Annotated in this window: 14 protein-coding genes; 11 read left to right on the top strand and 3 right to left on the bottom strand. The window is 61.9% G+C overall.

Annotated elements, in window-relative coordinates; all coding sequences use genetic code 11:
* Nucleotides 1-20: 20 nt before the first annotated feature.
* Entirely contained in the window at nucleotides 21-770 is a 750-nt protein-coding gene (locus ACP39K_RS11960) for an SDR family oxidoreductase (protein ID WP_048796994.1), read from the bottom strand.
* 99 nt (nucleotides 771-869) lie between these two features.
* Between ACP39K_RS11960 and ACP39K_RS11955 the strand changes: the two genes are divergently transcribed.
* On the top strand, nucleotides 870-1247 hold the full coding sequence (locus ACP39K_RS11955) for a winged helix-turn-helix transcriptional regulator (protein ID WP_072270887.1): 378 nt from the start codon (nucleotides 870-872) through the stop codon (nucleotides 1245-1247).
* Here ACP39K_RS11955 and ACP39K_RS11950 read toward each other — a convergent pair.
* On the bottom strand, nucleotides 1244-2149 hold the full coding sequence (locus ACP39K_RS11950) for an ABC transporter substrate-binding protein (RefSeq protein ID WP_049191427.1): 906 nt from the start codon (nucleotides 2147-2149) through the stop codon (nucleotides 1244-1246). The two genes, ACP39K_RS11955 and ACP39K_RS11950, sit on opposite strands and share 4 nt — an antisense overlap.
* A gap of 221 nt (nucleotides 2150-2370) precedes the next feature.
* Between ACP39K_RS11950 and hinT the strand changes: the two genes are divergently transcribed.
* The 10 genes from hinT to ACP39K_RS11900 all read left to right on the top strand — a co-directional run bounded on the left by hinT (nucleotide 2371) and on the right by ACP39K_RS11900 (nucleotide 9538).
* Entirely contained in the window at nucleotides 2371-2721 is a 351-nt protein-coding gene (gene hinT / locus ACP39K_RS11945) for a purine nucleoside phosphoramidase (protein ID WP_004928776.1), read from the top strand.
* Nucleotides 2722-2732: 11 nt separating this feature from the next.
* Nucleotides 2733-3122, top strand: a complete 390-nt coding sequence (locus ACP39K_RS11940; protein ID WP_016928175.1) for a YcfL family putative periplasmic lipoprotein — start codon at nucleotides 2733-2735, stop codon at nucleotides 3120-3122.
* 26 nt (nucleotides 3123-3148) lie between these two features.
* A complete protein-coding gene (lpoB, locus tag ACP39K_RS11935; protein ID WP_033640679.1) occupies nucleotides 3149-3739 on the top strand; it encodes a penicillin-binding protein activator LpoB in 591 nt (196 codons plus the stop codon).
* Nucleotides 3720-4586 carry a thiamine kinase gene (gene thiK, locus ACP39K_RS11930; protein WP_497008525.1) on the top strand — a complete coding sequence of 289 codons (867 nt, stop codon included), beginning with the start codon at nucleotides 3720-3722 and terminating at the stop codon, nucleotides 4584-4586. The genes lpoB and thiK overlap by 20 nt, the downstream gene beginning before the upstream one ends.
* Nucleotides 4587-4623: 37 nt before the next feature.
* Entirely contained in the window at nucleotides 4624-5643 is a 1020-nt protein-coding gene (gene nagZ / locus ACP39K_RS11925) for a beta-N-acetylhexosaminidase (protein ID WP_016928173.1), read from the top strand.
* 79 nt (nucleotides 5644-5722) lie between these two features.
* Entirely contained in the window at nucleotides 5723-6265 is a 543-nt protein-coding gene (gene ycfP, locus ACP39K_RS11920) for an alpha/beta hydrolase YcfP (protein WP_060444319.1), read from the top strand.
* A gap of 332 nt (nucleotides 6266-6597) precedes the next feature.
* Entirely contained in the window at nucleotides 6598-7902 is a 1305-nt protein-coding gene (locus tag ACP39K_RS11915; protein ID WP_004928794.1) for an NAD(P)/FAD-dependent oxidoreductase, read from the top strand.
* Nucleotides 7903-7910: 8 nt separating this feature from the next.
* A complete protein-coding gene (locus ACP39K_RS11910) occupies nucleotides 7911-8156 on the top strand; it encodes a hypothetical protein (protein WP_289527265.1) in 246 nt (81 codons plus the stop codon).
* 101 nt (nucleotides 8157-8257) lie between these two features.
* Nucleotides 8258-8794 (top strand): glycine zipper 2TM domain-containing protein, encoded by a 537-nt coding sequence (locus ACP39K_RS11905; protein ID WP_167325016.1) that lies wholly within the window; start codon nucleotides 8258-8260, stop codon nucleotides 8792-8794.
* 264 nt (nucleotides 8795-9058) lie between these two features.
* Nucleotides 9059-9538 (top strand): RrF2 family transcriptional regulator, encoded by a 480-nt coding sequence (locus tag ACP39K_RS11900; protein WP_028128027.1) that lies wholly within the window; start codon nucleotides 9059-9061, stop codon nucleotides 9536-9538.
* Between the two features lie 65 nt (nucleotides 9539-9603).
* On the opposite strand, the gene sdeB is transcribed toward ACP39K_RS11900, so the two are convergent.
* Nucleotides 9604-12747: a multidrug efflux RND transporter permease subunit SdeB gene (sdeB, locus tag ACP39K_RS11895; protein WP_222398004.1), complete on the bottom strand. Its 3144-nt coding sequence runs from the start codon at nucleotides 12745-12747 to the stop codon at nucleotides 9604-9606.
* Nucleotides 12748-12770 lie beyond the last annotated feature (23 nt).

Below are 12770 nucleotides of genomic sequence, written 5' to 3'. Positions count from 1 at the left end.
CCTTAGGGTGTCGCGCGCGGTTACAGGTTCCCCACGCCGCCGTCCATTTGCAGCTCCGCGCCGACCATAAATGCCGACTCGTCCGCCGCCAGAAACACCGCCGCTTTGGCCAGTTCCAGCGCGCTGCCCATGCGGCCGATCGGCACCAGCGCGCGGATATCGTCGCGCAATGCCTGCTCATCCGCTTCCGCCAGCCCCAGCTTACCCAGCGCCGGGGTTTCGGTCGGGCCGGGGCTGAGGCCGTTGACGCGAATGCCGCGCGCGTGCAGTTCGCCGGAGAGCGTTCTGGCCAAAGATAACAAACCGGCTTTGCTGGCGGCGTAGGCGCTGCTCTGCGGCAGGCCGATATGGGCGCTGACCGAACCGCACAGGATCACCGAAGAAGGGTTGGCCAGCAGCGGCAGCAGCGCCTGGATCAGAAAGAACGGTCCCTTGAGGTTGATGTCCATCAGCCGCTGGTAGCTCTGTTCATCCCATTCCTGCAGCGGGCGGTGCGTGACGTCGCCGGCGTTAACGTACAGCACGTCCAGCCGCGGCCACCGTTGCTCCAACTGCTGCGCCAGCGCGCGCTGTTGTGGGAGGTCGCCGGCGTCGCTCAGCAACAGCAGCGCGTTGCCCGCCAATGCCTGGCCCGCCGCGTCCAGGGCGCGTTGGCTGCGGCCGGTGATCGCCACCGTCGCGCCCTCGGCGATGAACTGGCGGGCGGTTTCCAACCCGATGCCGCTGGTGCCGCCGGTGATCAATGCGTATTTGCCTTGCAGTCGTGACATAACCGATTCCTCTTTAGCGTCAGTTTCGGCATTATTTGCGCTATAGTTACTTTTGCATAGTAGGCACCTTTTGGATACTAATGGACGAGGTGGGATGAAATGACGACGCAAGCGCCCTTAGCGGCGGAAAATAATTTGGCGGCGTTGCCGACGGCGGGTGAACCTTGCCCGATGGTGGACTTCGTCAATCTGGTGTCGGGCAAATGGGCGATACCGATCTTGTACCGGCTGATCATGATCGATGGCCCGGTACGATTCAGCGAGCTGCAGCGGGCGGTGGCGCCCATTGCGCAAAAAGAGCTGACGCGTCAACTGCGGCTGTTCGAACAGCGCGGTCTGGTGACGCGGCAGGTGTTTCCCGAAGTGCCGCCGCGAGTGGAGTATCAGGTCACCGCGCTGGGCAAATCGCTGCGGCCAACGTTGGACTCGCTGGCCGAGTGGATGCGTCGGCATGCGCCGCAGCTGATCGGCGGCTAGTCGCCGATGCCTGGCGGGTTGATGGTTGAACGCTCGACCTTTTCGTCGCCTTCGCCCCAGCGTTCCAGCACCTGCGCATATTCGCCGCTGACGATAGCGCCATTGATGGCGGCGTTGACGGCGTTCACCAACCCGTTGCCTTTTTTGGTGGTGACCGCGACATAGGCCACGTTGGGGCCGATGCCGACCATTTTGGTTTTGCCGGTCAGCGCCGCCTTGTAGGCGCCGGTAGAGTGGGGGCCGAAGAACGCATCGGCGCGCCCGGACTGAATGCTGAGGTTGGTGGCGGCGTCGTCGGTCACGTAGATCGGCTGCACCGGCGGCAGCCCGGCGGCGCGATTCTGCTTATCCCATCCCAGCAGAATGTTTTCCTGATTGGTGCCGGATCCGACGATGATCCGCAGACCGGCGACGTCCTGCGGCCGGTTGATCGCGGTGATGTTGCTGGTGGATTTGACGTAAAAGCCCAGCGTGTCCACTCGGTAAGTGGCGAAGTCGAATTTGGTTTTACGCTGTTTGGTGACGGCGATGTTGAAGATCGCCGCATCGTATTTGCCCGCGCTGATGCCAAGCGGCCAATCTTCCCAGGAGGTGGGCACCAGATTCAGCTCCAGCCCGAGGCTGTCGGCCACCAGGCGGGCGATGTCCGGATCGCTGCCGATCAGCGTTTTATTGTCTTCGGCGAACAGCGCCAGCGGCGGGGAGTTCTCGAATGCCACCGCCACCGTCAGCTTGCCGGGCACCGCGAAGTGAAAGTTCGCCGGGATCAGCGCGATAGCGGCGGGGTTCTTCTCTGCGCGTATCGGCTGTCGATTAGCCTGCAGATCGATACCGCCCGACGGGGCCGCCTGCACGGCGGCGCTCAGCAACAGCGCGCACAGCGCCGGAATCCTCGGTAACATAACGCCCTCTATCCTTTGTTAATCATGGGGTTACTATTGGCGGCGGCGCGGGGCAAGTAAAGCAACAATAGTGAATAACCAAAGTGAAAAGATGCACAAGCGGGGGGCCGGGCTGCGCGAATCTGCAGCACTCGACGTGGAAAGTGCGCAATCAGGTTGAAAGCAGTAGAATTTGTCACTCATACTGCGTACAGCTAATTGTGTATAACAAGGAACGCCAGATGGCCGAAGAAACGATTTTCAGTAAAATTATCCGCCGCGAAATCCCTGCTGATGTGGTTTACCAGGATGAACTGGTGACCGCTTTCCGTGACATCTCCCCCCAGGCGCCCACCCATGTGCTGATCGTTCCCAACGTGCTGATCCCAACCGTCAACGACGTGACCGTGGAGCACGAAGCCGCGCTGGGCCGCATGATCACCGCCGCGGCGAAAATCGCCGAACAGGAAGGCATCGCCGAGGACGGCTACCGCCTGATCGTCAACTGCAATCGCCACGCCGGTCAGGAGGTCTATCATATTCATATGCACCTGGTCGGTGGCCGCTCGCTGGGGCCGCTGTTGTCACGTTAAGCGAGGAAATCATGCGCGGTAAAAAAACTCTGCGTGGTCTGATGGCGTTGGCGCTGCCCGCCGCGTTGTTGATGGGATGCAGCTCACCGCCCGGCATCGCGGTCAACCAAGGGCAGACGGTGGTGATGGATCCTTCGGTGCTGACTGCCGGCATTCTGGCCGATACGCCCTCGATTTCGAACGCTTCCGGGCGGGTGATGGCAACCTCGGTGCTCAATAACAGTCAGCCGACGCCGGTCACCGTACATTACCGTTTCTATTGGTACGACGCGCAGGGACTGGATATTCGCCCCTTCGAGAAACCGCGCGAGATCGTGGTGGCGCCCAACTCGGACGCCAAAATCTACTCGATTAACGGCAATCTGGACGCTAAAAGCGCGCGTCTGTATCTGTACCTGTAAGCGCTTGCCAGGTTTGGAGAAAAAGCATGAAAAAGTACGTCTTAGTGGCGCTGGCCGCATTCACCCTGAGCGGCTGTCTGTCGCGCCCGCCTGAGCCGGAACAACCGCTGCCGCCGGTCACCGTCGAGCCGGATCAGCCGCAGCCGCCGGTCGAGCAGCCGCAGCCGCCAACTACCGAGCCGGTGCCGCAGCCGCCGAAAATCCAGCAGCTCGACTGGCTGGGCAGTGTTCAGCCGCTGGTGGGGCAGATGTTGAAGGCCGATGGCGTCACGGCCGGCAGCGTGTTGCTGCTGGACAGCGTCAAGAACAACACCAACGGTTCGCTGCAGATGGGCAAAGCCACCGCGGCGCTGTATAAGGCGCTGGCGTCGAACTCCACCTTCAGCGTGGTGCCGGAAGCGAAGCTGACGAGCGCCAGACAAACGCTGGGCCTGTCGGCGGATGACAGCTTCGGCTCGCGCAGCAAGGCGATTGGCCTGGCGCGCATCGTCGGCGCGCAGTACGTGCTGTACAGCGACGTCAGCGGCGACGTGAAGTCGCCGGCGTTGGATATGCAGCTGATGCTGGTGCAAACCGGCGAGATCGTCTGGTCGGGCAATGGCGCCGTTAAACGCTGAGGCCGCGCTGCGACGATTGATGGAAACCAGACTGCCGGCGGTGAATACCGCCGGTTGTCATTTCAGCCCGGTGCAGGGGCTGACCGGCGAGAGCTGGCGTATCGACGGTGTGGGCATTACGCTGCTGGCGCGGCAACACAGCGCGGAGAAACGCGCGCTGGGCGTGAGCAGGCGGCGGGAAGCGCAGGTCTTGCGTCGCTGCGCGCCGGGGCTGGGGCCACGGGTTTTCGCGCAGAATAATCAGTGGCTTATCCTCGAATGGCTTGAAGGTGACGTCGTCACAATTGCCGAGTTTGACGCGCTGAATCAGCGCGGCGAGCTGGCGGCGATGGTGGCGACGCTGCATCGGCGGCCGCTCAGCGGTTACCGGCTGGATCTGCGGCGGCAGTTCCTCCGCTACTGGCAGCAGCTGGATACGCGGCGTTTAACTCCCGCCTGGCTGCGCCTGCAGCGTCATTTTTTACGCAGCGCCTTGCCACGACCGCTGCATCTGGCGCCGCTGCACATGGATATCCATCCGGGCAATCTGCTCGCCACCGGCGAAGGGCTGCGGCTGATCGACTGGGAGTATGCCGCCGACGGTGATGTGGCGCTGGATATCGCCGCGCTGTTTCGCAGCAACGGCTGGTCGGCCGAACGGCAGCAGCGCTTTTTGCAGCACTACGCGCGTCAGGATTATCACGACATCGCCCGGCTGCAGGCACAGGTGCGCCGTTGGCTGCCGTGGGTGGATTATCTGATGCTGCTGTGGTTTGAAGTGCGCTGGCAGCAGAGCGGCGACGTTGAATTTTTGCGCTGGGGCGCTGCGCTGCGCCGGCGATTCTGTTTATCACCATCCGAATTCTGAACGAACACAATGAAGTGAGGTGCCCGTGGGCCCAGTAATGCTAGATGTCGCCGGCTACGAGCTGGATGCAGAAGAACGCGAAATATTGAAACACCCGCTGGTTGGCGGATTGATCTTGTTTACCCGCAACTTCCACGATGCGGAGCAGCTGCGTGAGCTGGTGCGCCAGATCCGCGCCGAATCGCACGATCGGCTGGTGGTGGCGGTAGATCAGGAAGGCGGGCGCGTGCAGCGCTTCCGCGAGGGCTTCACCCGTCTGCCGGCGGCGCAGTCGTTTGCCGCGTTGCACGATGCGCAGGAAGGTGGCCGTCTGGCGCAGGAGGCCGGCTGGCTGATGGCGGCGGAAATGATCGCGCAGGATATCGACATCAGCTTTGCGCCGGTGCTGGACATCGGCCACGGCAGCGCGGCGATCGGCGAGCGTTCGTTCCACAGCGATCCGCCGCAGGCGTTGGCGATGGCGGAACGCTTCATCCTCGGCATGCACAGCGCCGGCATGAAAACCACCGGCAAACACTTCCCGGGGCACGGCGCCGTCAGCGCCGATTCGCACAAGGAAACCCCGCGCGATCCGCGGCCGCTGGCGCAGATCCGCGAGCACGACATGGCGATCTTCCGCGAGCTGATCAACCGCCAGCTGTTGGACGCCGTCATGCCGGCCCACGTCATCTATACTGAAGCGGACCCGCGTCCGGCCAGCGGCTCGCCGTACTGGCTGCAGCAGATCCTGCGTCAGGAGCTGGGCTTCGACGGCGTGATTTTCTCCGACGATCTGTCGATGGAAGGCGCCGCCATCATGGGCAGCTATGCCGAACGCGGCCAGGCGGCGCTGGATGCCGGTTGCGACATGATCCTGGTGTGCAACCACCGCGAAGGCGCGGTCAGCGTGTTGGATAACCTGTCCCCGGTCAAAGCAGAGAAGGTGAAGCGGTTATATCATCGCGGTCAGTTCACCCGTCAGGAACTGCGCGACTCCGAGCGCTGGCAGCAGGCGCACAAGGCGCTCAGCGCGCTGAGCGAGCGCTGGGAGGAGCACAAGCAGCGTTCGCAAGGGTGAATCCAGGCGCCGCACCGCGGCGCAGAGCGGAAATGATGAGGGCCGCGCCCGCGGCCCTTGGCTTGTTGCGAGGATCCACATGATTATCTATTTGCACGGCTTCGATTCCACCAGTCCCGGCAATCATGAAAAGGTGTTACAGCTGCAGTTTATCGATCCGGACGTGCGCTTTATCAGCTACAGCACGCTGCATCCGCGTCACGACATGCAGCATCTGTTGAAAGAGGTGGACAAGGCGGTGCAGCAGGGCGGCGACGCGCACCCGTTGATCTGCGGGGTCGGCCTCGGCGGCTTCTGGGCGGAGCGCATCGGTTTCCTGTGCGGCATTCGCCAGGCGATGTTCAATCCCAACCTGTACCCGGAAGAGCACATGCACGGCAAGATAGACCGGCCGGAAGAGTATCGCGATATCGCCACCAAGTGCGTGGAGGATTTCCGCGAGAAAAACCGCGATCGCTGTCTGGTGGTGCTGTCGCGCCACGACGAGGTGCTGGATAACCGGCGCAGCGCCGAATTGCTGCATCACTACTACGAGCTTGTGTGGGATGAACAGCAGACGCACAAGTTCAAAAACATCTCGCCGCATCTGCAGCGGCTCAAGGCGTTCAAGGCGCTGGGTTAACAGTTTCATAACGCTGCCGCGAGCCGCGCTCCCCGTTTTTCACCGGCGGAAAGTGCGGCTTTTTTGTGCGTCAAAGCAAGATTCTCTGTGGCAATCGGCAAAATTTAAAACTGTGACTCAGCGCTAACTATTTGAATCACAATCCCCAAAAAATCCCCTCGTCCAGCCTTTAACCAAAAAAAATTGATGTACGTCAATTTTGGTATGACCAAATAACCTCACATGCTATTCTGGCTGCAGAGAGCCGATTTATTTTACGCGAACCCTATGTATTCTAAGGATATTATTTATTTACCCTGGGATAACAAATGGTTCACATTTAGGGGGTTATTTTGACAACGCCAAAGAAGAAAATCGTTATTGTTGGCGGCGGCGCCGGTGGTCTGGAGCTGGCGACCAGCCTGGGCCATAAACTTGGCCGCAAGAACAAAGCCGAGATCACGCTGGTGGATCGCAACCACAGCCATTTGTGGAAACCGCTGTTGCACGAAGTGGCGACCGGTTCCCTCGATGACGGCGTGGATGCGCTCAGCTACCTGGCGCACGCGCGCAATCACCATTTCAGCTTCCAACTGGGGTCGTTGACCAACATCAACCGCGAGACGCAAACTCTGCAGCTGGCGCAGATCTGCGACGAGCAGGGCGGCGAACTGGTGCCGGCGCGCGAATTGCCGTACGACATCCTGGTGATGGCGCTGGGCAGCACCTCGAACGATTTCGGTACGCCGGGCGTGAAAGAGCACTGCATCTTCCTGGATAACCCCCATCAGGCACGTCGTTTCCACAACGAAATGCTCAACCTGTTCCTGAAGTTCTCGGCGCAGCCGGGGCAAAAAGAGCGGGTCAACATCGCTATCGTCGGCGGCGGCGCCACCGGCGTTGAACTGTCCGCCGAACTGCACAACGCGGTGAAGCAGTTGCACAGCTACGGTTTCGAAGGCCTGGACAACAGCGCGCTCAACGTGACGCTGGTGGAAGCCGGCGAGCGCATCCTGCCGGCGCTGCCGCCGCGCATTTCCGCCGCCGCGCACCAGGAGCTGATCAAACTGGGCGTGCGCGTGCTGACCAACACCATGGTGACCAGCGCGGATGCCAAGGGGCTGAACACCAAGGGCGGCGAATTTATCGACGCCGATCTGATGGTGTGGGCGGCCGGCATCAAGGCGCCGGACTTTATGAAGGACATCGGCGGCCTGGAAACCAACCGCATCAACCAGCTGGTGGTGGAGCCGACGCTGCAGACCACGCGCGATCCGAACATCTTCGCCATCGGCGACTGCGCCTCCTGCCCGAAAGAGGGCGGCGGTTTCGTGCCGCCGCGCGCACAGTCGGCGCACCAGATGGCCTCACGCTGCGCCACCAATATTCTGGCACTGATGAACGGCCAGACGCTGAAGCCATACGTGTATAAAGACCACGGCTCGCTGGTGTCGCTGTCGCGCTTCAGCACCGTCGGCAGCCTGATGGGCAACCTGATGCGCGGCTCCATGATGGTGGAAGGGCGCATCGCGCGCTTCGTTTACATCTCGCTGTACCGCATGCACCAGGTGGCGCTGCATGGCTACATCAAAACCGGCCTGATGATGCTGGTGGGCGGCATCAACCGGGTGATCCGTCCGCGTCTGAAGATGCACTGATCCCGCCTTTGTCGATCAACCCGCGCCGGTTCGCCCGCGCGGGTTTTTTTATGGCGGCGCGAGGCGATCGGCGGCGGCTGTTTGATTCTTCTGCAGAAGCCGTCATCGGCATGGGTAAAATTCTTAAGATTCCTCCTAAACAACGGGAAAACGGCCGTTTTCCCGCATTTTTGGTCCCTTTGTCTTATTGCGGGCCTTCAGATCATTGTGCAGACTTTACCTCGTTTACAGACGGCGCGTCGCGCACGCCGTAAACCGGGATACCGCAAGCCGCCCATGCGCAAAATAATAAGCGCGGTGCAGCCGGTAACAGACCCCGGAAAAAATGCGTGGTAACACTTTCAGGAGGTTTCCTGTGAACAAGTCAATGTTAGCCGGTGTTGGAATTGGTGTCGCTGCCGCTCTGGGGATTGCCGCGGTAGCCAGCCTGGACGTCTTTTCTGCCGGTCCGCAATATGCGCAGGTGCTCGCCGCAACGCCGATTAAAGAAACCATCAAAACGCCGCGTCAGGAATGCCGCAATGTCACCGTGACGCACCGCGCACCGGTGCAGGATGAAAACCGCATCGCCGGTTCTGTGCTGGGCGCAGTGGCGGGCGGCGTGATCGGCCACCAGTTCGGCGGCGGTCGCGGGCGCGACGTGGCGACGGTGGTCGGCGCACTGGGCGGCGGTTATGCCGGCAACCAGGTGCAAGGGGCGATGCAGAACAACGACGTCAGCACCAGCGTTCAGCAGCGTTGCAAAACGGTCTACGACAAGTCTCAGAAAATGCTGGGCTATGACGTGACCTACAAGATCGGCAATCAGCAGGGCAAGATCCGCATGGATCACGATCCGGGCACGCAAATCCCGTTGGATAAAAACGGCCAGTTGGTGTTGAACAGAGCCTGATCGCCACATTCGAATTAAACCCGCGGGCAGTGTTAGTTCTGATCGTTTAACCCGGTTAAGCGAGCGGCGTTAACATTGACGCGGGTTTCTGTTTTCTGCCTGCCTAAAAATTTGCGATCGTTCTAATGTCTGCGTGCGATATCGCTGGGCGAAACTTCAAAAAAGCCCCCGCGTTTGTTATATTATTGTGCGATTAAGCGGTGTGTTCGGCGCCAATCGCCACACCGGCCAAACCCGAGTATTTCGTCTCGCAGAGATAACGACATGTTAGATTTTCGCTTTCCGACAGCGTTGCAAATGGTCCTTAGCGTCGCCGTAGCTGAGAAGCAGGGCATGCGTTCGACGAGCGCCACCCTCGCCGCCGCTCTGGAAGCCAACCCCAGCTTTATCCGCAAACTGATGGTGCCGCTGACCAAAGACGGCATCATCGTTTCCACCCTGGGCCGAAACGGCTCTATCCACCTCGGCCGCCCGGCGGAAGAGATCACCCTGCGGGATATCTATCTGGCGGTGATCGACGACAAGCGCATCTGGGCTTCCCGCCCTGAAGTGCCGGCCCGCTGCCTGGTGAGCGCCAACGCCTGCTGGTATTTCAAATCGGTGGTGAACGAGGCCGAGCAGGCTTCGCTCGCGGTGCTGGCGCGCCACACCGTGGCCGACTCGTTGGCCGAACTGGAGCGGGGCGACAAACGCGCCTGCGCGGAGTACGCCGCCGAGCAAGAGGCTGAAACCGCCGATAAATAATCGCGGTTCGCATGCATAAAAAAAGGTCGGGCAATGCCCGACCTTTTTGCATGTTAAGACGATGATTACGCCGTCTGCGGCTGCGCTTTGCGCGCCACCAGGCGCCGCAGGGTGACGTAGAACACCGGCGTCAGGAACAGCCCGAACAGGGTGACCCCCAGCATGCCGGAGAACACCGTGATGCCGGTGACGCCACGCACCTCGGCGCCGGCGCCGTGGCCGAGGATCAGCGGGATGGTGCCGGCGATGAAGGCGATGGAGGTCATCACGATCGGCCGCAACCGCAGGCGACAGGCCTCCAGCGCCGCCTCGATGATGCCTTTGCCCTGCATTTCCAGCTCGCGGGCGAACTCGACGATCAGAATGGCGTTCTTGCAGGCCAGCCCCATCAGAACGACCAGCCCGACCTGCACGAACACGTTGTTGTCGCCGCCGGTCAGCCACACGCCGAACAGCGCCGACAGCATGGTCATCGGCACGATCAGGATCACCGCCAGCGGCAGCGTCCAGCTTTCATACAGCGCCGCCAGCGCGAGGAACGCCAGCAGCACTGCCACCGGGAAGACCACCAGCGCGGCGTTGCCCTGGGTCGATTGCTGATAGCTCAGATCGGTCCACTGGATGTTCATGCCGTTCGGCAACAGCTTATCGGCCATCTGCGTCAGCGCGCCCATCGCCTGGGTAGAGGAGAGCACGCGCGGATCGGCGTCGCCGATCAGATCCGCCGCCGGGAAGCCGTTATAACGGATCACCGGATCCGGGCCGTAAGTGGTGCCGATGCTGACCATGCTGCCGATCGGCACCATTTCGCCCTTGTCGTTGCGGGTACGCAGGTTGGCGATGTCTTCCACGCTGTCGCGGAACTGGCCGTCGGCCTGCGCCATCACCTTCCAGGTGCGGCCATAGCGGTTGAAGTCGTTGATGTAAGATGAACCGAGGTAGGTCTGCAGCGTGCTGAACAGCGCATTGAGCGGCACCCCCTGCGCCTTGGCCTTGTCGCGATCGATTTTGGCGTCCAGCTGCGGCACGTTGGCCTGATAGGAGGAGATCGGGAACCCCATGCCCGGCGTTTGCATAATGGCGCCGGACATCGTGTTGATTGCCGTCTGCAGCGCGCCGTAACCCAGCCCGCCGCGATCCTGCACATACAGCGAATAGCCGGAACCCTGGCCGATGCCGAGGATCGGCGGCGGCATGATGGAGAAGGCGAAGCCTTCCTGAATCTGCGAAATGCGCGCGTTGATCTCGGCGTTGATCTGCGCCGCGCTGCGGGTGCGGGTGCTCAGCGACTCCAGTGCGAAGAACACCGTGCCGGTATTCGGCGTATTGGTGAACTGCAGCGCGTTCAGGCCGGGGAAGGCCACCGCATCGGTGACGCCGTCCACGCTCAGGCCGATGGCGCTCATCTTGCGGATCACCGCATCGGTGCGTTCCAGCGAGGCGCCTTCCGGCATTTTCACGCCGCCGATCAGGTACAGCTTGTCCTGCGTCGGGATAAAGCCGCCGGGCACGGTCTTGAACATCACCCCGGCGGCGGCCAGCAGCAGCAGATAGACGACGAACACCGCGCCGCGCCGGCCCAGCACGCGGGAGACGCCGCGCTGGTAGCGTTGCGAACCGCTGGCGAAGAAGCGGTTGAACGGCCGGAACAGCCAACCGAACAGCCTGTCGATCAGGCGCGATGGCAGATCTTTCGGCGCGCCGTGCGGTTTGAGCAAGCGCGCCGCCAGCGCCGGCGACAAGGTCAGCGAGTTGATGGCGGAGATCACCGTCGAGATGGCGATGGTGACGGCGAATTGCTTGTAGAACTGGCCGGTGACGCCGGAGAGGAACGCCATCGGCACGAACACCGCGCACAGCACCACGGCGATGGCGATGATCGGGCCGGAGACTTCGCGCATCGCCTGGTGCGCCGCCGCCAGCGGCGACAGCCCCTCTTCGATGTTGCGCTCGACGTTCTCCACCACCACGATGGCGTCATCCACCACGATGCCGATCGCCAGCACCAGCCCGAACAGACTGAGGGTGTTGAGCGAGAAGCCCAGCAGATACAGCGCGGCGAAGGTGCCGACCACGGAGATCGGCACCGCCAACAGCGGAATGATCGAGGCGCGCCAGGTCTGCAGGAACAGAATAACCACCAGCACCACCAGGATCACCGCTTCCAGCAGGGTATCCACCACCGCGCGGATCGAATCGCGCACGAAAACCGTCGGATCGTACGGAGATTTCCAGCTCATGCCATCCGGGAAGCGGGTCGCCAGCTCGGCCATCTTGCCGCGCACCGCGTCCGACAGCTCGATGGCGTTGGCGCCCGGCGACTGGAAGATGCCGATGCCGACCGCATCCTTGTTATTGAGCTGGGCGCGCAGCGCGTAGCTGCCGGAACCCATCTCGATGCGCGCCACGTCGCGCAGCCGCACGATCTCGCCGTTATCGCCGCTTTTGAGGATGATATTGCCGAACTCTTCTTCAGTTTGCAGGCGGCCCTGGGCGTTGATCGACAGCAGATAGTCGCTGCGCGTCGGCATCGGCTCCGCGCCGAGCTGGCCGGCGGAGACCTGCACGTTTTGCTCTTGCATGGCGCTCACCACGTCGGAGGCGGTCAGCCCGCGCGCGGCGACCTTGTTCGGATCGAGCCAGATGCGCATCGCGTATTCACCGGCGCCGAAGATCTGCACCTGGCCGACGCCCGGCAGGCGAGCCAGTTCATCCTTGACCTTCAGGGTGGCGTAGTTGCGCAGGTACAGCGAGTCGTACTTGCCGGAAGGCGACACCAGATGCACCACCAGCGTCAGCGCCGGAGACTGTTTCTGGGTAGTGATGCCCTGGCGGCGCACGTCTTCCGGCAGGCGCGCTTCGGCCTGCGCCACGCGGTTTTGCACCTGCACCTGCGCCTGATCGGGATCGGTGCCGGGGCGGAAGGTGACGGTGGTCACCAGCACGCCGTCGGAACCGGCGACCGATTTCATGTACATCATGTTTTCGACGCCGTTGATCGCTTCTTCTAGCGGCGTGGCCACCGTTTCAGCGATCTCTTTCGGGTTGGCGCCCGGGTATTCTGCGCGCACCTGCACGCTGGGCGGCACCACGTCCGGGTACTCGCTGATCGGCAGCAGCGGGATGGCGATCACCCCGGCGACAAAAATCAGTATCGACAGCACCGCGGCAAAGATCGGCCGGTCGATGAAAAAACGGGAAAAGTCCATGGGTCAGAGTTCTCTGCTGGGAG

It is taken from the genome of Serratia sp. EC4, assembly GCF_059652115.1.
Note: the sequence above shows the minus strand (reverse complement) of the source record. Positions and strands in the feature narration are given on the sequence as shown.